This is a genomic window from Paraburkholderia bryophila, from assembly GCF_003269035.1.
In the GTDB taxonomy this organism is placed as follows: Bacteria; Pseudomonadota; Gammaproteobacteria; order Burkholderiales; family Burkholderiaceae; genus Paraburkholderia; species Paraburkholderia bryophila.
Window position 1 is genome coordinate 45,736 of record NZ_QLTK01000037.1, and the last position, 20,068, is coordinate 65,803.

17 protein-coding genes are annotated in these 20,068 nt (G+C 62.8%); all 17 read right to left on the reverse strand.

Going from position 1 to position 20,068, the window contains the following annotated elements:
- Window positions 1–140: 140 nt before the first annotated feature.
- A complete protein-coding gene (locus BX591_RS32145; protein ID WP_111935347.1) occupies window positions 141–2,177 on the reverse strand; it encodes a M3 family metallopeptidase in 2,037 nt (678 codons plus the stop codon).
- Window positions 2,178–2,288: 111 nt separating this feature from the next.
- Window positions 2,289–3,122, reverse strand: coding sequence for an AraC family transcriptional regulator (locus BX591_RS32150; protein WP_111935348.1), 834 nt, complete (start codon window positions 3,120–3,122; stop codon window positions 2,289–2,291).
- A gap of 95 nt (window positions 3,123–3,217) precedes the next feature.
- On the reverse strand, window positions 3,218–4,711 hold the full coding sequence (locus tag BX591_RS32155; protein WP_111935349.1) for a DHA2 family efflux MFS transporter permease subunit: 1,494 nt from the start codon (window positions 4,709–4,711) through the stop codon (window positions 3,218–3,220).
- A 184-nt stretch (window positions 4,712–4,895) separates the two neighbouring features.
- Entirely contained in the window at window positions 4,896–5,573 is a 678-nt protein-coding gene (locus BX591_RS32160; protein ID WP_111935350.1) for a glutathione S-transferase, read from the reverse strand.
- A 100-nt stretch (window positions 5,574–5,673) separates the two neighbouring features.
- A complete protein-coding gene (locus BX591_RS32165; protein WP_111935351.1) occupies window positions 5,674–7,314 on the reverse strand; it encodes an AMP-binding protein in 1,641 nt (546 codons plus the stop codon).
- A 105-nt stretch (window positions 7,315–7,419) separates the two neighbouring features.
- The gene (locus tag BX591_RS32170; RefSeq protein WP_111935352.1) at window positions 7,420–7,815 is read right to left on the reverse strand and encodes a RidA family protein; all 396 of its coding nucleotides are present in this window, start codon (window positions 7,813–7,815) and stop codon (window positions 7,420–7,422) included.
- Window positions 7,812–8,255: an acyl-CoA thioesterase gene (locus tag BX591_RS32175; protein ID WP_111935353.1), complete on the reverse strand. Its 444-nt coding sequence runs from the start codon at window positions 8,253–8,255 to the stop codon at window positions 7,812–7,814. The genes BX591_RS32170 and BX591_RS32175 overlap by 4 nt, the downstream gene beginning before the upstream one ends.
- Entirely contained in the window at window positions 8,252–9,460 is a 1,209-nt protein-coding gene (locus tag BX591_RS32180; RefSeq protein ID WP_111935354.1) for an acyl-CoA dehydrogenase family protein, read from the reverse strand. The genes BX591_RS32175 and BX591_RS32180 overlap by 4 nt, the downstream gene beginning before the upstream one ends.
- A gap of 1 nt (window position 9,461) precedes the next feature.
- Window positions 9,462–10,313, reverse strand: coding sequence for an enoyl-CoA hydratase family protein (locus tag BX591_RS32185; RefSeq protein ID WP_111935355.1), 852 nt, complete (start codon window positions 10,311–10,313; stop codon window positions 9,462–9,464).
- Between the two features lie 27 nt (window positions 10,314–10,340).
- Complete coding sequence (locus tag BX591_RS32190) at window positions 10,341–10,898, reverse strand: MarR family winged helix-turn-helix transcriptional regulator (RefSeq protein WP_111935356.1); 558 nt, start codon at window positions 10,896–10,898, stop codon at window positions 10,341–10,343.
- Window positions 10,895–11,677 carry an SDR family NAD(P)-dependent oxidoreductase gene (locus tag BX591_RS32195; RefSeq protein ID WP_111935357.1) on the reverse strand — a complete coding sequence of 261 codons (783 nt, stop codon included), beginning with the start codon at window positions 11,675–11,677 and terminating at the stop codon, window positions 10,895–10,897. Before BX591_RS32195 ends, BX591_RS32190 begins: the two co-directional genes overlap by 4 nt.
- Complete coding sequence (locus BX591_RS32200) at window positions 11,674–14,046, reverse strand: bifunctional salicylyl-CoA 5-hydroxylase/oxidoreductase (protein ID WP_111935358.1); 2,373 nt, start codon at window positions 14,044–14,046, stop codon at window positions 11,674–11,676. Before BX591_RS32200 ends, BX591_RS32195 begins: the two co-directional genes overlap by 4 nt.
- Before the next feature lie 58 nt (window positions 14,047–14,104).
- A complete protein-coding gene (locus BX591_RS32205; protein WP_244147179.1) occupies window positions 14,105–14,359 on the reverse strand; it encodes a hypothetical protein in 255 nt (84 codons plus the stop codon).
- A 581-nt stretch (window positions 14,360–14,940) separates the two neighbouring features.
- Entirely contained in the window at window positions 14,941–16,188 is a 1,248-nt protein-coding gene (locus BX591_RS32210) for an enolase C-terminal domain-like protein (RefSeq protein WP_111935359.1), read from the reverse strand.
- 55 nt (window positions 16,189–16,243) lie between these two features.
- The gene (locus tag BX591_RS32215) at window positions 16,244–17,536 is read right to left on the reverse strand and encodes an MFS transporter (RefSeq protein ID WP_111935360.1); all 1,293 of its coding nucleotides are present in this window, start codon (window positions 17,534–17,536) and stop codon (window positions 16,244–16,246) included.
- A 96-nt stretch (window positions 17,537–17,632) separates the two neighbouring features.
- On the reverse strand, window positions 17,633–18,400 hold the full coding sequence (locus BX591_RS32220) for an SDR family oxidoreductase (protein WP_111935361.1): 768 nt from the start codon (window positions 18,398–18,400) through the stop codon (window positions 17,633–17,635).
- A 109-nt stretch (window positions 18,401–18,509) separates the two neighbouring features.
- Complete coding sequence (locus BX591_RS32225; protein ID WP_111935362.1) at window positions 18,510–19,229, reverse strand: FadR/GntR family transcriptional regulator; 720 nt, start codon at window positions 19,227–19,229, stop codon at window positions 18,510–18,512.
- Window positions 19,230–20,068 lie beyond the last annotated feature (839 nt).

Consider the following 20,068-nt stretch of genomic DNA (forward strand, 5'->3'; position numbering starts at 1 on the left):
CCCTTTTGCCGGGTTGTTTTTGGCAGGCCCGGCATGGTCCTTCTCTCTGGCATGGCTCGTCTCGCTGCGGGTCGATATCTTTCTTTAACGTCACCGGATTAAAAATCCGTCGCCCTTATTTCAGCGATGCCTCGCACTCACTACGCCAGCAATCCCCGCTTACGCAACATCGGCGCCGCCTTTGGATCACGCCCAAGGAACGCGCGGAACGCGGTACGCTGTTCGCGGCTATCCCCGGCGCTATAAACGTAGCGTTGCAGCTTGTCGGCCAACACCGGTTCAAAGGCGTCGCCGGTTTCTTCGAATGCGTTGAACGCCTCGGCTTCCAGCACTTCCGCCCACATGTAGACGTAGTACCCGGCGGCATAGTACGCACCGCCGAAAACGTGGCCGAAGTGAGGCAGCCGGTGACGCATGCCCACCTCGCGCGGCACGCCGAGGCGCTCGCACTCCCGCGCTTCGAAATCGGCAAGGTCGATACTCGCGGGGTCTTCGTGCAGATGCAGCGCCATATCGACCAGAGCCGACGATGTGTAGGCCACCGTCTGAAACCCCTGGTTGAAAATCTGCGAAGCACGAATACGTTCTATCAACGCAGCGGGAATCGGCGCGCCGGTCGTCACGTGACGCGCGTGTTTTGCCAGCACTTCCGGCACCGTGGCCCAGTTTTCCATGAGCTGCGACGGCAGTTCGACGTAGTCTCGCGGCACGCTGGTGCAGGCCAGGCGTCCATACTTCACATCGGACAGCAAGCCATGCAGACCATGACCGAATTCGTGGAACAGCGTGCGGACGTCGTCGAAACTGAGCAGCGTGGGGCCCGCGCCGCCGTGCGCGAAATTGTTGTTGTTCACCACGAGCGGAATCGCTTTGCCGCCGTTGCGCGTCTGGGTCCGATAGACGCTCATCCATGCGCCGCCCTGCTTGTTCGGCCGCGCAAAGTTATCGCCGAGGAAGACGCCGACCAACTCGTCGCCGCGCCGCACCTCCCACAGGCGCACGTCCGCGTGATAGAGCGGCACGCCGGTCTGCTCGACGAAGCGAACCCCGAACAGGCGGCTGGCGCAATCGAACATGGCGTTCAGCATGGCGTCGAGGCTGAAGTACGGCTTCACTTCCGCGTCGTCCAGCGCGTAGCGGGCCACACGCACTTTCTCTGCGAGGTAGTACCAGTCCCACGGTTCGATGTCGGTGGGTTCGCCGAGCGCGGCGGCCTGCGCGATCAGCGCCTGACGTTCCCGCTCGGCGCTCGCCTTGGCCGGTTCCCAAACCTGGCTGAACAGCTCATACACGGCGGCGGGCTCGCCCGCCATGCGGTCGGTCAGCGCATACGCCGCATAGTTGTCGTAGCCGAGCAGACGTGCCTGTTCCGCACGCAATACCAGGATTTCGCGTGCCACCGGGCGGTTGTCCCGCTCGGGCGTTTCACCACGGCCGGTCCATGCGCGCCATGCGGCTTCGCGCAAATCGCGACGCGTGGACCAGGTGAGAAACGGCTGCACCAGCGAACGCGAAAGCGTGATGACGTAGCCTTCGACGCCGCGTTCCTGCGCCGCACTCCGTGCGGACTGGCGCAGGAAATCAGGCAGACCGGCGAGCTCGGCTTCGGTGGTCAGCGGCAACTGGTAACGGGATTCGTCGGCGAGGACGTTTTGTGCGAAGCGGGTGTACAGCTCGGCGAGCCGTTCCGCGATCGCGGCGAAGCGCTCACGGGCGGCGCCTTCCAGCGTGGCGCCCGAGCGAACAAAATCGGTATGCAGTCGTTGCAGCAGGCGTTGCTGTTCTTCGTTCAATTCCAGCGTTGCGGCTTGCTGGTACACCGCGTTCAGTCTGGCAAAGAAGCCGGCATGCAGGGACACCTGGCTGTCGTGCGCGGCCAGCAGCGGCGCCATGTCGCGCTCCACCGCCTGCAACGCGGGCGACGATTCCGACGAGCACAGATTTTCAAAGGCCAGACGCACGCGATTCAGCCCCGCGCCGGCAGCGTCGAACGCGACGGCGGTGTTGTGGAACGTGGGGGCGGACGGGTCGGTGGCCAGCGCGTCGATTTCCGCGAGATGCGCCGCGAATACGACGGCGAAGGCCGGCGCGAAGTGTTCCGGTTTGATCTGCGTGAAGGGCGGCAGTTGGTAGGGAGTTTGCCAGTCTTGCAACAGCGGGTTGCCGTGGTCGGTCATCGCGATCTGCCTTGTGGGCGTCAGGGTCCAGGAGCTGACATGATAAGACATTGCCATCGAGCTGCGAGCGCGAGGAAACCGATGCCGAAGCGTTCCACTACAGCCTATCCATCAGCGCTTCAACGGCAACCAGATTTCCAACCCACCCATGCCGCTAACGGGATCGAATTTCTCGTCGTAGCGCTCGAAATGCGGCGCATCCGCCGGTGTGTGGCCCGACGCCGGCAGCCATTGATTCCAGATCGTATTCATGGTGCGGCGAATCGTCGATACATGCTCGCGATGGCTGAACACCGCATATCGTTGCGCGGGAATCCGCACGCGGCTGAACTCCGCGGGCAAGGTCGAAAAGTCGCTGACCTCGACGCCGCACAGATAATCGAAATTGCCGGCTTCGTCGGCGTTGTAGGCGACGCCGTAGGCGACGCCGCCCACCTGTCCCGGCACCTTGCCGAAATAAGCGTTGAAGCGCTGCCACTGCGACGGAATCGCGGTGCTGGTTTCGCATGTATAGCGCTCGCCCAAACCGGCGACGAGTAGCGGCTCGCCGTCCACGAAGCGCGGCGCTTCCAGGTGAGTGAGAAGAGTTTCGTTCATTTTGATCGGCTCCACGAGTGCAAGGTTGTCGAGATGACCTTGCGCGCGCAACGCTTCGGGGGTGACGCCGAATTGCTCGCGAAACGCACGCGTGAATGCTTCGTGGGAGCCGTAGCCGGCCTCGATCGCGACCGCCAGAATCTCGCGCGCACCGCCGGCAAGACGCCGCGCGGCTTCGCTTAGACGACGGGCGCGAACGTAGCGCATGACCGACAGCCCGGTGGCTGCTTCAAAAGCACGCGCCATATGAAAACGCGATACGCAGGCGCAATCGGCAATGTCGTCGAGCGTCAACTCGCCGGCAAAGTGACTTTCGATAAACCAGAGTGCTTTTCCAACCGGGTCCATATCGGCGCTCACATCAGCATGAAGCCAGCTTAGCCAGGCGCGGACGGACCCGTTTGATCGGGATTGCGCTGTTGCAACCGTTCAGCCGGTCGAATTCACGGGTTCTGCGCCGCCGCATTGCGCTCCGGCACGGATGAATGCGCTGACGGCGCGGCATCGTGTCCTTGGGTTGCGTTCGCGGCAGCTTGCTGACCCGGACGCAGCAGCAAACCACCCAGCACACCCGCCAGCGCCGCAAAAATCGCGCCGCACAGAAACGCCAGGTGATAGCCGCTGTTGAGCGCCGCCACGGCATCTTGCGACGCCTGCATCGCGTCGCTGCGTGCCGCGGCGAGACTTGCCAGCACCGCGAGACCGAGCGCGCCGCCCATCATGAACGACGTATTGACGATACCGGACGCCAGACCCGAATCGCTCGGATCGACGTCGCTCATGGCAGCCAGCAGCATGGGATTGAACGCGATGCCGGCGCCGAAGCCGAGCAGGAGCATGCCCGGCATCACGTCGAGCACGAAACTGCCGTCTACCGGCGCACGCGCGAACAACGCGAGGCCGCAGGCGGCGACCAGCAGACCCACGGCAAGCGGCAGACGCAGACCGAAGCGCATCACCACCCGCGCCGACAGGCCCAGCGAAAAGAAGGCCATGATCAGATTGGCGGGCAGAAAAGCGAGGCCGACCTGTAATGGCCGATAGCCGAGCACGCGTTGCAGATACAGCGCCGAGATGAAGAACCACGCGAACATGGCGGCCGCCCACAACACGCCGACGACATTCGCGGTCGCGACATTGCGCAAGCGGAACAGCCCGAGCGGCATCAACGGATGCTGGACGCGCGCTTCGATCGCGAGGAACGCGGCGAGCAACGCCAGCGCCGCGAACAGCAGGCCAAGCGTTTGCAACGAGGTCCAGCCGGCTTCGTTGCCGTTCACCACGGCATAGACAGCGAGCATCAGCGACGCCGTCACCGACACCGCGCCCGCCACGTCGAGCCGTTCGCCGTGGGCATGACCGGGCGCGGACGGCAGCAACGCGACGCACAGCGCGTAGACCGCAATGCCGATCGGCAGATTGACGAGAAAGATCCAATGCCAACTGAGCAGATTGGTCAGCAGCCCGCCGAGCAACACGCCGATACTGCCGCCGCCCGCGCACACGAAGCCGTACACGCCCATGGCTTTGGCGCGCTCGCCGGGTTCCGTGAACAGATTCATGATGAGCGAGAGCGACACCGCCGAGACGACCGCGCCGCCCACTCCCTGCACGGCGCGCGCAAAAACCAGCAGCACTTGCGAATTCGCCGTGCCACAGGCAAGCGACGCCAGCGTGAACAGCGTAATGCCGCCGAGGAACAGTTTGCGGTGGCCGTACAGATCGCCGAGTCGCCCGCCGAGCAGCAGGCACCCGCCGAAGGTCAGCATGTATGCGTTGACCACCCAGACGAGCGACGTTTCGCTAAAACCGAGATCCGCCGCGATGGACGGCAACGCGACGTTCACGATCGTGGTGTCGAGCACGATCATCAGCGTGCCGAGGCAGAGCACGATGAGCGCCAGCCAGCGTTGCCTGCCGTGAAGGGAATGGGTCATGCGGGGAACTCCTGTACCGCTGCCGACCGATTTCCCGGGGGATGCAACCCGGCCGGTTCGCGCGGATAACGGATTGGCCGCCGTGCACCACGAAACGCCGGCAAACCGTTGATGACAATAGAAAATTTAGTCTAGCACCCGCCTCTTTCGCGCCACAACTACGAGTTTCTGGGTGCTACGCGGATCAGTCGCCGCCGACGATTTCGTACTTGCCGCCACGCTCCAGCGCGCGCTGGTAAGCCGGCCGCGCGTGAATGCGTTTCAGGAAGCCGGTGATCGCGGGAATCTGGCCTTCCATGCCGCCGCGCGCGGTAGCGGCTTCGAGGGGGAAGCTCATCTGCACGTCGGCGGCCGTGAAGTCGTTGCCGACGAACCAGCCGGTCGTGCTCAACGCCTCGTCGATATAGCCGAGATGCAACTTCAACTGCGGGTCGATAAAGGTCGATTGCAGCGTCGCGGCAATCTTGCGGGCAATCGGCCTGGCGAAGAACGGCATCGGCGCGCCGGCAATGCGCAGCGCCACCAGCTTCAACAGCAGCGGCGGCATGACCGAGCCTTCCGCGTAGTGCAGCCAGTACGTGTAGCGCAGATGCTGGGGCGTGCCCGGCGCCGGCGCAAAGCGGCCCTGGCCATATTTACCGATCAGATATTCGATGATCGCGCCCGACTCGGCGACGGTCTGGCCGTCGTCGGTAATAACGGGCGACTTGCCGAGCGGATGCACCGCGCGCAACTCCGGCGGCGCCAGCATGGTTTTCGGGTCGCGCTGGTAACGCTTGATCTCGTACGGAACGCCGAGTTCTTCGAGCAGCCACAACACGCGTTGCGAGCGGGAGTTGTTCAGATGATGGACAGTCAGCATGGGTCGAGGGACGGTAGCCAGTGGAGTGTCACATCATAGGGGTGTTGCGCAGAGGCGGGGCTCTAGTTACGCCGCCGGGTCCGCCGCCTCCGTGCGTGACTCAGGCCATCGAGCGCAACTCGAAGCGTTTGAGCTTGCCAGTTTCGGTGCGCGGCAACGCGCCGACGAAGCTGATCACGCGCGGGTATTTATACGGCGCCACGCTGTTTTTCACGAAATCCTGCAGCCGGGCAATCATGTCGGCGTCGGGTTCGTAACCGGGATTGAGCACCACGAACGCCTTGACGATCTGCCCACGCGTTTCGTCGGGCACGCCGATCACGCCGCATTCGGCTACGGCTTCATGTTGCAACAGCACGCTCTCCACTTCCGGACCCGAGATGTTGTAACCGGCGGAGACGATCATGTCGTCGGCGCGCGCCTGGTAGAACACGTAGCCGTCTTCGTCGAGATAGACCGAATCGCCCGGCAGATTCCAGCCGTCGCGTACGAACTTCTGCTGCCGCTCGTCGGCGAGATAGCGGCAGCCGGTCGGGCCACGCACCGCGAGTTTGCCGATCGTGCCGGGCGCGACCGGTTGCATGTCGTCGTCGACGGCTTGCACGACGTAGCCCGGTATCGCGCGGCCGATCGCATGCGGGCGGATCGTGTCGCCCTGCGCGGAAATGAAAATGTGGATCAGCTCGGTGCCGCCAATGCCGTCGATCATCTCGATGCCGGTGGCGTCGTGCCACAAACGCCGCGTCGAATCGGGCAAAGCCTCGCCCGCCGAGACGGTTTTCCTGAGCGTCGACATGTCGTGATGCGCGACGAGCGGCGCCATCTGCCGGTAGAACGTCGGCGCGGTAAACATCACGGTCGCATGAAAACGTTCGACGGTTTGCAGCAACGTTTCCGGCGTCAGCTTTTCGATCAGCACCGTGGATGCGCCCACGCGCAGCGGAAAGCACAACAGCCCACCCAGGCCGAACGTGAACGCGAGCGGCGGCGTGCCGCAGAAGATATCGCTCGATGTGGGCTTGAGCACGTGTCGCGGAAACAGATCGCACATGGCCACGACGTCGCGATGGAAATGCATGCAGCCCTTCGGCGCGCCGGTCGTGCCGCTGGTGAAGGCGATCAGGCAGACGTCGTCGGCGGCGGTATCGCAGGCGGTGAAATCGTCGGGCTTGCCGATGGCGAGTGTGTCGAGCGAATCGGCGGCGTCGTCGTGAAACAGGCGCGTCTGTTTCAGGCCCGCGCAGTAGAACTCGTCCTGAGGATCGGTGCAGCGCGCCAGTTCCTGAGTCAGGCGCGCATCGCACAATGCCGCGCCGACCTGCGCCTTTTCAATGATCTGTTTCAGTTCCTTGGCGCGCAGCAACGGCATGGTCGGCACCAGGACCAGCCCGGCCTTCAGCGCCGCGAGCGCGGTGATTGCCATATGCAACGAGTTGGGGCCGCGCAGCAGCACCCGGTTGCCGGGCTGCAAACCCATTTCATCGACCAGCACGTGCGCGCTGCGATTCACCCGCGCCAGCAATTCGCCATACGTGGTGGCGTGCGGCTTGCCGTCCACTTCCGACCAGATCGCCGGATGGTCGGCATGGCCCGCTTCGATGCTCGTATCGAGCAGTTCCGTCGCGCAGTTCAGCCGCGCGGGGTAGGCCACGTCCGGGTTGTCCAGCAGAAAGACAGGCCATTGATCCTGCGGCGGAAGATTGTCGCGCGCGAAGGTATCGACGTGTGCTGACGGTTCCATCATGGTCTCCGGGGCGGTGTGCCGGCTGAATGCGCTTCGGTGGGCTGGGTGGGCTTTCTCGTGCTGCGTTTGCGTGTTGCGTTCGGGTATGGCTTTGGTACGGCGTTACTGCGGAATCACCGCGGTCGCTTCGATCTCGACCTTGGCTTCGTCTTCGATCAGCGCGACGACCTGTACCGCGCTCATCGCGATGTCGTAGTCGCCGATCAGCTCGCGAAACGCGCGGCCAATGTCTTTCAGCGCGGCGAGATACTCGCGTTTGTCCGTGACGTACCACGTCATTCGCACCAGGTGCGCTGGCGTGCCGCCCGCTTCGTGCAGCACCGCCACGACGTTCCTGAGCGCCTGGATGGCTTGCGCGGCGAAGTCGCTGGTCTGGAAACGCGCCTGTTCGTCCCAGCCGATCTGGCCGGCAATGAACACCTGCGTGCCGGTGGCCGCGACGCCGTTCGCATAGCCGCGTGGTTTGATCCAGCCGGCGGGAAGAAGAGCTTTTTTCATGAGCGATGCGCCTCGATGGAGTCGGGCTGAGGGGCGAACGCCGCGAGTGCGCTCGCGATGTCCGGGGGAATATCGATAGAAACGTTGCGATCGAGCGAGGTCGTCACCAGCACCTGTTTCGCGCGGAAACGGGTTTCGCCGTTGCAATGGCCGACGATCTCGATCGAGATCGAACGCCGGCCGATTGCCGCGACGTTCAGCGTCAGCGTGATCGTTTCGCCCATCTGGCTCGGCCGCGAAAACTCGCAGTCGAGCTTGACGATCGGCAGGCCGACGCGCCGCTGACCGATCATCTGTGCGTAGTCGACATGCAAGCCTTCGTTGAACCAGTCTTCGACCAGCGCATTGGTCATCACCAGATACTGCGGAAAAAACACGATGCCCGCCGGATCGCAGTGCGAGAAGCGGATACGCACGGGGCGTTCGAAGCACGCATTCATTTCGCGCTTCCCTTCGCGGCTTCAGCGGCATGCGCTTTCAACAGATCGCGACCGATGATCAACTGCTGCACCTCGGTGGCGCCTTCGTAAATGCGCAGCGCGCGAATCTCGCGATACAGCATCTCGACGGCGGTGCCGCTCTGCACGCCCATGCCGCCAAAGAGCTGCACGGCCGCGTCGATCACCTGCTGCGCACCTTCGCTTGCGTGCCACTTCGCCATGGCGGCTTCGCGCGTGACGTTTTCGCCCTGGTCGCGCAACCAGGCGGCGCGGTAGACGAGCAGCGCGCTACTGTCGATCGTCAACGCCATCTGCGCGAGCCTGGCCTGCGTCAGTTGGAAATCGCCGAGCGTCTGCCCGAACATCTTGCGCGATGCGGCGCGTGCAATACCTTCCGCCATGGCATGACGCGCGAATCCTAGTGACGCGGCCGCCACCGACGTGCGGAAAATATCCAGCGTGCGCATGGCGAGTTTGAAACCCTCGCCGGGCGCGCCGAGCATCTGGCTGCGCGGCACGCGTGCGCCCGCGAAATGCAGACGCGCGAGCGGATGCGGCGCGATCACGTCGATCCGTTCAGCGATTTCAAGCCCAGGCGTATCCGCATCGACGATAAACGCGGTGATGCCGCGCGCGCCCGCCGCTTCGCCGGTTCTCGCAAACACCACGTAGAAATCCGCGATGCCGCCGTTCGAGATCCACGTCTTGTCGCCGTCTAGCACGTAAGCGTCGCCGTCCTGGCGCGCGGAGAGCGCCATCGCGGCGACGTCCGATCCCGCCTCGGGCTCCGATAACGCGAACGCGGCGAGCGCCGTGCCGTTGGCGACGCGCGGCAAGTAGCGGGCTTTCTGTTCATGCGTGCCGCCGAGCGAAATGGCGCCCGAACCGAGGCCTTGCATGGCCAACGCGAAGTCCGCGAGACCCGAATGTCTGGCGAGCGTTTCGCGCAGCAGGCAGACGGCGCGCGTGTCGATCGTATCGCCCTGGCCGCCATAGGCCACGCCGCCCACGCCGTATTTCAGCCAGCCGGCTGCGCCCAGTTCACGCACCAGGCGGCGGCAGGTGGCATCGACGTCGTCGTGCGATTCATGACCGAGATTCGCCTCGCACCACGCTTCGATACCCGTGGCCAGCTCGCGGTGACGCGGCTCGAAGAACGGCCACGCCAACGCGCTGTGCAGATCCGTGTGGTTGTCGGCGCTCAATTCAATCTCCTTCGAACACCGGACGCGATTTCGCGGCAAACGCGCTGTACGCACGCTCGAAGTCTCGCGTGCTCATGCAGATGGCCTGCGCTTGCGCCTCGGATTCGATCGCCTCGTCGATGCTCATGCTCCATTCCTGGTGCAGCATCTTCTTCGTGATGCCGTGCGCGAAGGTCGGGCCGGCGACCAGATCGGCGGCGAGTTTGTGCGCGTCTTCGAGCAGCGCGGCGGGCTCGCACAGGCGGTTGTAGAAACCCCACGCATGACCTTCTTCACCGCTTGCCGAGCGGCCCGTGAACAGCAATTCGGCGGCGCGCCCCTGACCGATGATGCGCGGCAGGATCGCGCAGGCGCCCATGTCGCAGCCGGCCAGGCCGACGCGCGAGAACAGAAACGCGAGCTTGCTGCGCGCGGTGCCCAGGCGCAGGTCGGACGACATCGCGAGAATCGCGCCCGCGCCGGCGCAGACGCCGTCGACGGCGGCGATGATCGGCTGCGGACAATGGCGCATGGCTTTGACGAGGTCGCCGGTCATGCGCGTGAAGAGCAGCAATTCCGGCATCGGCAGATCGATCAGCGGTGCGATGATGTCGTGGACGTCGCCGCCGGAGCAGAAGTTGTCGCCCGCGCCGTGAATCACCACGGCCTTGACGTCGGTCGCGTAGCTCAGTTGGCGGAACAGATCGCGCAACTCCGCATACGACTCGAAGGTCAGCGGGTTCTTGCGTTCGGGACGGTTCAGCGTGATCGTCGCGACCTTGTCGGCGACGTGCCAGCCGAAGTGCCGCGCCTCGTAACCGGCGAGCGTCAGGCGGTTGCCGGCCAGCAGTGCGTCGGCGTTGGATCGTGTCATGGGTGTCTCCAGGGTCGGCGGTGCGGGTCAGTCTTTCAGCGTGTCGAGCAAGTGTTGCTTGAGCTTGCCGAGACGTTGATGGGTCCGCGATTTTTCGTCGAGGCTCAGGCCGCCGAACAGTTCGACTACCCACCGTTCGTGCGCGACCGCCATCCGGTCGAATGCTTTGCGACCGGCGGGCGTCAGGCACACGCTGATCGAGCGGCGATCGTTCGGATCGTTGTCGCGCGAAACGAGCCCTTCTTTTTCGAGCTGGTCCGTAATGCCGGTCACGTTGCCGCCCGTCACCATCAAACGGCGCGACAGCTCGGTCATCTTCAGGCCTTCGGGATGACGCTCGAGTTGCGCCATCAGGTCGAAACGCGGCAACGTGGTGTCGAATTCGTTGCGCAAGCGCTTGCGCAGTTCGGCCTGCACCAGGTTGGTGGTGGTCAGCATGCGCAGCCACAAACGCAGACCCATGTGGCTATCGGCGCCCGTACTCATTTCGAGGTCCACGACGTTCTCCGCGGGTTTGGCGACGCCTTTGCGCGGCGGTTTCGACTCGCTCGCCGCGGTTTTCTTGAGATTGGTTGACTTGGTCACATGACTTCTCCACCGGAGATGGAAAGGGATTGCCCCGTGATCGCGTCCGAACCGGGCTGGCACAGCCAGAGCACGGCGTCGGCAACTTGTTGCGGACTCACGAAGCGACGTTGTGGATTCGAGCGCAGCAAGGTCTCGCGCGCCTGCTGTTCGGTGCGCGAGGTCTTGCTGGTGATCTGTTCGAGCGATGCGTGCAGCAGTTCGGTTTCCGTGTAACCGGGGCAAACGGCGTTGACGGTAATGCCTTTGGTCGCGACTTCGAGCGCGAGCGAGCGGGTCAGGCCGATCACGCCGTGTTTTGCAGCGCAATAGGCGGCCACGTACGCGTAGCCGATTTGTCCCGCCGTACTGGCCACATTGACGATGCGCCCATGGCCGCGTTCGAGCATGCCGGGCAGCACCGCGCGCGTGCCGAGAAAGACGCCGGTGAGGTTCACGTCGAGCATGCGCTGCCACAGCGCCATGTCGGTGTGCGTGAACGGTGCGGCTTGCGCCTGACCGGCGTTGTTGACGAGGATATCCACCGCGCCGGCTTGTGCGAACGCATTGGCGACGGATTCTTCCTGCGTGACATCCACGGTGATGCAGGTCACGTCGCCGAGTGCCTGGCATTGTTCCCGCTGTGCCGCGAGCCGTTCCGCGTTGCGGCCCATCAGCGTGACGCGCGCGCCGGCGCGCAGCAGCGTTTGCGCGACAGCCGCGCCGATACCGCTGCCGCCGCCGGTCACTACCGCATGTTGACCGGCGAGCGTTGTCGAGGTGAGCGTGGCCGTATTCACGTGGTGCCCTCCGCGCGTTGCGCGCGTTCTTGCGGCGAGAGCCCGGCGTTCGCCGCGGCCTGAGCGCGCTCGCGTTCCAGGTTGCGTTCGAGTTGGGACTTCGCTGCCGTGTAGGGCTTCGGCCACATCACATCGAAATAGCCTATTTTTGCAGCCTCGTTCAGCGTCCACGCCGGATTCGCCAGGTGCGGGCGCGCTATCGCGCACAGATCCGCACGGCCCGCCGCGATGATGCTGTTGACGTGATCCGCTTCGGAGATCGCGCCGACCGCGATCGTTGCGATGCCGGCTTCGTTACGCACGCGGTCGGAGAACGGCGTCTGGAACATGCGGCCGTAGACGGGTTTTTCCGCTTTGCTGACCTGACCCGACGAAACGTCGATCATGTCGGCGCCGGCGGCTTTGAAGGCGCGGGCGATTTGCACGGCGTCGTCCGGTGTCGTGCCGCCTTCGACCCAATCGTTCGCGGAAATCCGCACGGAAATCGGCTTGTCTTGCGGCCACACCGCGCGGATCGCCTTGAAAATTTGCAGCGGATAGCGCAGGCGGTTTTCAAGCGAGCCGCCGTATTCGTCGGTACGCTGGTTGGTCAACGGCGACAGGAAACTCGACAGAAAGTAGCCGTGTGCGCAGTGCAATTCGAGCCAATCGAAACCGGCTTCGGCGGACATTTGCGTAGCGCGGACGAATTGCGCTTCGATCTCGCGCAGTTCTTCAGGCGTGGCTTCGTGCGAATGCTGACTGACGCCTGGCAGATACTGTTGCGGCGACGCCGAGACGAGCGGCCAGTTGCCGTCGGCGAGCGGTTGATCGATGCCTGCCCACGCGACACGAGTGGAGCCTTTCGCGCCGGAATGGCCGAGCTGAATGCCGATCTTCGCATCCGACTGGCTGTGCACGAGATCGACAATGCGCTGCCACGCGCTCAGATGTTCGGGCGCGTACATGCCGGGACAGGCGGGCGTGATGCGCGCTTCGGGCGACACGCAGGTCATTTCCGTCATGACCAGCGCAGCGCCGCCCATGGCGCGCGCGCCGAGGTGCATCAGGTGATAGTCGCCGGCAATACCGTCGACGGCCGAATACTGCGCCATCGGCGACACCACCACGCGGTTTTTCAGCGTCACGCCGCGTAGCGTGAACGGCGTGAACATCGGCGGCACGGAATGCTTTTCGGGCGCGCGTTCTACGCCGGAACGTTCGGCGAGCCAGTCTTCAAATCCCGACAGATAACCCGCGTCGCGTTCGCGCAGATTTTCGTGCGAGATGCGCTGCGAGCGCGTGAGCAGTGAATAGGCGAACTGTTGCGGCTCGAACGCGGTGTAGCGGTCTACATGCTCGAACCATTCGGTCGAATTGCGCGCGGCATTCTGAATTCGCAGAACGTCGATGCTGCGCACGTCGGTGTAGTGCTGCAACGCGGCGGCCAGGTCGCCGGGATGCGCGCCGATGCTGTTGGCGAGTTCGATCGAATCTTCGAGCGCGAGCTTGGTGCCCGAGCCGATCGAAAAGTGCGCGGTGTGCGCGGCGTCGCCCATCAGCACGACCGGCGTTTGCGAGCCGTCTGCGTTGTCGCGCCAATGAACCCATTCTTTGTTGACGACGCGCGGAAAGCGGATCCACTGCGACGACCCACGCAAATGCGTGGCGTTCGACAGCAGCGGGTTGCCGTCCAGATACCTGGCGAACAGCTTCTCGCAGAAGGCGATGCTGTCTTCCTTGCTCATTTCGTCGAGACCGGCGGCGCGCCACACGCGCTCCGGCGTTTCGACGATGAAGGTGGAGGTCTGATCGTCGAAGCGATACGCGTGGGCCTGGAACCAGCCGAATTCGGTTTCCTCGAACGCGAAGGTGAAGGCGTCGAACAGTTTTTTGGTGCCGAGCCAGACGAAGCGGCAATCGCGCATGTCGATGGCGGGCTGGTAAGTGGCCGCGTACTTTTGACGGACCGCGCTGTTGGCGCCGTCGCAGGCGACGATCAAGTCGGCTTCGTAGACGGTGTCGTCGGTGACCTGGGTTTCGAACACCAGTTTGACGCCGAGCGCTTCGCAGCGCGCCTGCAGGATATTCAACAGACGCTTACGGCCGATACCGCAGAAGCCATGGCCCGACGAGCGGATCTGCTCGCCGCGAAAGTTGATCTCGATGTCGTCCCAATGATTGAACGCGTCGAGGATCGCTTCGGCGCTGGGTGCGTCTGCCGCACGCAGGTTGCCGAGTGTCTGGTCGGAGAACACGACGCCCCAGCCGAAAGTGTCGTACGGGCGGTTGCGCTCCACGACGGTGACTTCATGGGCCGGGTTCCGGCCCTTCATCAACAGGCCAAAGTACAACCCGGCCGGGCCGCCGCCGATGCAGACGATGCGCATGCTTGTTCTCCAAGTTGGATTCCGCTTGGAGATAATTTAGGCGTAGATAGTTTAGATGTCAAGTAAATGCGCGCGAGGGTCTATCTGTGAAGTCCAGCGGATCGCGCTCCGCTGGGTTGATCTGAATATACTCAAGAAAGAGCCGCACGGATCGCGTCACCTTGCGCATCCATTCCAGGCTGCGATCGTGGCTTCTATGCAGGAAATAATCAATCAGCGGTTCGAGGACGCCCGTCGCAGCCAGTAGCGGCGGGATCTCAGTGTAGACGCCGGTTTCGTCCGTGAGGACCTTTGCTCTTATGCTGACGAACATCGCTCGACAGAAAAAAGCAAATACCCTACGCAAGAATTAAGTCACCACGTTGAAGGTTACGACCCCTAGCCGCTTTGGAGGGTGGCGACGGACTATCTATATCGGGTCGACCACGGTCCGAAGCGAGTCGATGTCTGGCGAGAGCCGTATGCAATCAGCATTGGACCGGGTTCGGCCAGGAAGTGTCATTCGCGGGCACCTTTGCTCGGACAGTCAGACGTCGGATTCTCCCTTGCAAGCAGTCATTCAATCGCAACGATGAACGTTGCTTCGTCGGCCAAAGCCATTCGGCTGCGCATCGACGTCGACATGAACGCTCACTGCTTCGGACCAGCCACCGCGCGACGAGGCCGCGGACTTGCTGATGGCAGACAGACCGCAACGGTGAAGGTCACTTAGTGCGTCCATTCGATACCGGAATGTGGTGATTACGTGCACCAAGTAATGGATAAAGCGTCGCTACAGCCGTGAAAGAATTGATCGCAGTTAGGCATGGGATGGCCATAACTGAATGGGTCCTTCTTCAGTATGCTGGGCCGTGCGGGAAGACGAAGACAACGCCGCGCACGGCACGCAGAAAATCACGGCGTTTGTAACGTCCCGTCCTTCAACCTCGTCTGGGTCCACGTCGTGACAGTGTTATCACACGGATATTTGGCCGCCTCGGTTTCGTCAATTTCCACGCCCAACCCCGGCTTTTCATTGGCGTAGACGTAGCCATGCCGAAACTCAGGAAGTCCCGGGAATACGTCGAGCAACGCGGCTCTCGGACCTTTTAGAGCCTGGATCACAAAGTTGGGAGGCTCGGTGCCTGACCACTCCTGCACACCGAAATTCCGGGAGGCCAGATCGATGTGGATGTTCGCCGCATGGGCCATCGGCGACATGTCGCCTGGTCCATGCCACGCCGTCCTCACACCGAACTGCTCGGCGAATATCTGCAGCTTTCGACCTGCCGTGATGCCGCCGATCTGACTCAAGTGCACGCGGATGTAGTCGACCAGTCGTTCGGTGATCAGGAAGCGCCATTCGTACGGATTGTTGAAGAGCTCGCCCTGAGCTAACGGCGTTGTCGTCTTCGCACGCAACTGACGTATCCATTCGCCATCCTCCAACGGAATCGCGTCTTCGAGGAAGAACAGGTCGTACGGTTCCAGCTCGCACGCGAAGCGGATCGCTTCAACTGGCTTCAGACGTTCGTGCACATCGTGACACAAGGCGACGTCGAAGCCGATCTTGCTGCGAATGCCGTCGAACAGCTTGAGCGTTTCGCGCATGTACTTCCTGCTGTCGAGATACACGCCGTCCGCAGAACCGGAAGGCGCGTCCGACGGCGCCCTGCCATAGCCGCCCCCGCCATACCCTCCGCTCTGGCAGCGAATATGCGTGATACCCTGCTCGCGGTACTTCTGGATGTTCTCACAAAGCTCGTTGAGATCGCGGCCATCGGCATGCCGGTAAATCGGCACTCCTTCACGGCACTTGCCGCCGAACAACTCATACAACGGCATGTTCGCCTGCTTGCCCTTGATATCCCACAGCGCCATGTCGACGCCGGAAATTGCATTGTTCTCGATCGGCCCGTTACGCCAGTACGCGTTCTGGTGCATCAGTTGCCATAGCTCCTCGATTGCCTCGGCATCGCGGCCGATCAGCAGCGGCCGCAGATACTCCTCGATGAGGCACTTCACCGCGACGTGCCGGTAGGCGAACGTCGCGCATCCGAGGCCGACGAGACCAGGCTGGTTCGTCTCCACCTTCACGACGATCAGGTTGATGCCTTCCGGCGCGGTCAGGATGACCTTTACATCGGTAATCATGGTTGCCATTTTCAGCCTGCCAAAAACGAATCAAGGGAAACAAAGCTGCTGCTCGAGTGGAGCTTCACGCGCGATGCGGCGATAGCGGCACTTCCCGCTTCGTACGCTGATCGGAATGCGCGGGCACGGTTATCATCAGGATCACGGAGAGCAGCAGGCCGCTCGCCATAAAGATGTACGAAGCCGCCGGGCTGCCGGTCACGCCGTTCAGATAACCCACCACCCATGAACCCGCAAACGCACCCAACGCACCACATGCATTGATCAGGCCAATCGCACCGCCCAGCACGTTGCTCGGAATCAGCTCGGGCACCAGTGCGAAGAACGGGCCATACGGCGCGTACATACTTGCGCCTGCCACGACCAGCAGCGCGAACGAGATCCAGAAATACGAGCCGCCGATTAGGTATGAGGCGACGAACGCGATGGTCCCGACGAGCAGCAATGGCCAGACGAACAGCTTGCGGTTGCGTGTCTTGTCCGAGAGCCACGACGCGAGCAGCATCAGGATGATCGCGCCGAGATACGGCACCGCTGCGAGCCAGCCGACCGAGACGATATCGATCGTCGACGCGGCCTTGAGAATCGACGGCAGCCACATGATGAAGCCATACACGCCGATGCTCCACAGCGCGTGAATCGCGCAGAACTTCATCACGATCGACGAACGGAACGCCGACTTGTAGTCGCGCACCGGGGCAATATGCGCCTGCTCCGCCTTCAGACGTGCGTCGAGTTCGATCTTTTCCGCGTCGCTCATCCAGGGGGCATCGGCCGGACGATCTTTGACGGTGAACCACCACACCACTGCCCAGACGAGCGCCGGTGCACCTTCGAAGACGAACATCTCGCGCCAGCCGAAACTGTGCACCAGATAGCCCGACACCACCGACATCCACAGCACCGTTACCGGGTTGCCGAGAATCAGGAACGTGTTGGCGCGCGAACGCTCGCTGCGCGTGAACCATCGGCTGATGTACATCAGCATCGACGGCATCACTGCGGCCTCCACCACACCCAAGATGAATCGCAGCGCCATCAGCATCGGAATGTTGCTGACCATGCCCGTGGCCGCGGCGCACAGCCCCCACAGAATCAGGCTGAAGAAGATCAGTTTCTTGACGCTATTGCGCTGCGCGTAGATCGCTCCGGGCACCTGAAACAGGCAGTAGCCGAGAAAGAACAGCGAGCCGATCAGCGACGACGTGCCGTGCGTGATGCCGAGGTCCCTGTCGATCCCGGCCGCGGCGGCAAAGCCGTAGTTCGCGCGGTCGAGATAGGCGAGGCTGTAGGTGATGAAGATGATGGGCATCAGATACCACCATCTTTGGGGTGCTACGGGCTTGACGCTTTCCATGATGTCTCCGGATCGGTACGGCGCATACAACGATTGACTAGCGCGAGTCTGTTTATATTTCTGCTGTCCTCGCGTGGACCCGCACTCAAATCGGCTTCAAAGTACGGCGAGCCAGCCGCCGTCCACGTAAATAATCTGACCGTTCACATAGCTCGACGCGGGCGACGCGAGATACACCGCCGTGCCGACGAGTTCATCCGGTGTGCCCCAGCGCTGCGATGGGTTGCTGCTTTTCACCCACGCATCGAAGGCCGCATTCTCGATCAGCGGCTTGTTCATGTCGGTCAGGATGTAGCCCGGACCAATCGCGTTCGCCTGGATGTTCGACGCCGCCCATTCGGCGCTCATTGCGCGCGTCAGCATCTTGATACCGCCCTTTGCCGCCGTGTACGCGCCAACAGTCGCTCGCGCTGCTTCGCTCGTCAGCGAGCCGATGTTGATGATCTTGCCGCCCGTGCCGCGCGCGATCATGCGACGCGCGGCCTGCTTCGCGACGATGAACGCGCTGGTCAGGTTCGTGTCGATTACGCGCTGCCAGTCGGTTAGTTCGAGATCAACAAGCGGCTTTCGGAATTGGATGCCGGCGTTATTCACGACGATGTCGATCTGGACGCCGTTCCTGTCCCACTGCGCGAAGGCCTCGGCCACGGCCGCTTCGTCAGTGACGTCGAAAGCACGGCCCTGCGCCAGATAGCCCGCGCTGGCCAGCTTGCCGACCGATTCAGCCACCGTATCTGCACGCGTGCCGTTCAGCACGACGCTGGCACCCGCCGCCGCCAGTCCCTCGGCCAACGAGTAGCCAATACCGCGTGCCGAGCCGGTGACAAGCGCCGTGCGGCCGCTCAGATCGAATAGATGGGTCATGCTGGGTCCTTGATACGTTCAGAAAAAGGCGCAAATCCGCCCGTCGCGACGGCTGCGCGCGTCGCGTTTCCAAGTGGGTTAGATCTGCTGTTGGCGAAGCAGGACTGCGTCAGGCCGGCTGATTGTTGGCGGTGTGGTTCAGTGCAGCGCGGTCCTCGAAATCCTGCTCGGCGCGCTTGATCAGCGTCAGCACGGCCTGTTCGGCGGCTTCCGGATCGCCCTGCTCGATCGAGACGCACAGCGCCTCGTGCATCGGCAGCGAACGGGCCGGACCGCCCGCGATTTCGGAACTGAGTTCAAAGCTCGTGCGCAGGATCGCCGACAGCGCGTTCTGCATCTGCTGGACGAACTGGTTGTGACAGGCGGCAAGGATCGCGCCGTGAAATGCGAGGTCGGCGGGGACATATTCGCCGTGGCCAGCCACCGCGCGCTCCATCGCCTTGAACGCTCGTCGCACGGCGATACGATCTTCAGGCGTTGCGCGTTTCGCGGCGAGTTTGGCCGCGTTCGGCTCAATGATCAGGCGCAACTCCATCAGATCTTCGATGAGACCTGGTTCAATCGCGCCGGCGCGCGCACGCCAGGTGATCACGTCGGGGTCGAACAGTTGCCATTGCGCGCGCGGCAGCACAATAGTGCCGTAACGGCGACGCACCTGCAGCATGCCCTTTGCCGAGAGCGACTTCATCGTCTCGCGGATGGTGATGCGGCTCACCCGCATCTGTTCGGCCAGAACCGGTTCGGCCGGCAGGATGTCGCCGGGCATGAATTTGCCTGAACAGATCTGCTCACCGAGTTGATTCAGGACCTGCCTGTGTAGCGTTGCCACGAGTTTCTCTCTAAGTCATACGTATGATGTAGAAAGATAGGCGCGCCTCGATGTTTGCGCAACCAGGGTTCACCCTTTGAGGCCAATTGGCGGACGCGGATACAAATAAGTTGTAAAGGATTGGAGTCGTGCCTTCGCGCCCCCGGGGGCTCATGGCAGGGGGCCGCGAGCGATCGCGTCAGTCGAAGCACTGCGATAAGTTTCTGCACGACTGGAAGATTAGTGACGCCGCCCACGCGGGCTTTTCGGCTGCCAAAGGATAGGTTTTCGGCGAAAAATGACTTAACGGACAGCGGGCGCCCAAGACGGAGGTCGCTCCAACATAGGCGTCGGGATTTGTTACCGGCGCTGGGGCTACGCTTCTATCGACGGCAATGCGGAGCTTCAAATTTGCCCAACGTTTTGCGTCCGGGTGGAACGCCTGTCGGGCAGGCCCGAAAAGTCGCTGACAGCGCACCGCGCTCGAACGTCGCTGATAGCTTGGGAGCGGCCGCTGGGCCGCGCTTGACCCGATGGGCCGAGATGGGTCGCGTGCCACCGATCGCAGCCTTACGAGGTTCACGCTGCGCATGTGAATTGCATCAGGCTCAAGCCGGCCAACAAGAGGCATTGACAGCACGCAAGCCGACGGCCGCTTGCGGGCTGGAAGCTGACACACGTTCATGCCGCAAATCGCTATCGGCCAGTTGCTTGATGCTTGCCTCCATCGCCACCCATCCCGTTGCGCCGCGAGATTACCTAGTCGTTTTGCGCGACTTTGACGACGTCACGTCGTGCGCGATCTCGGAGAGTCGCTTGTCACCAAGCAATTGAAACAACGTATTTTCCGCTGAACCCAA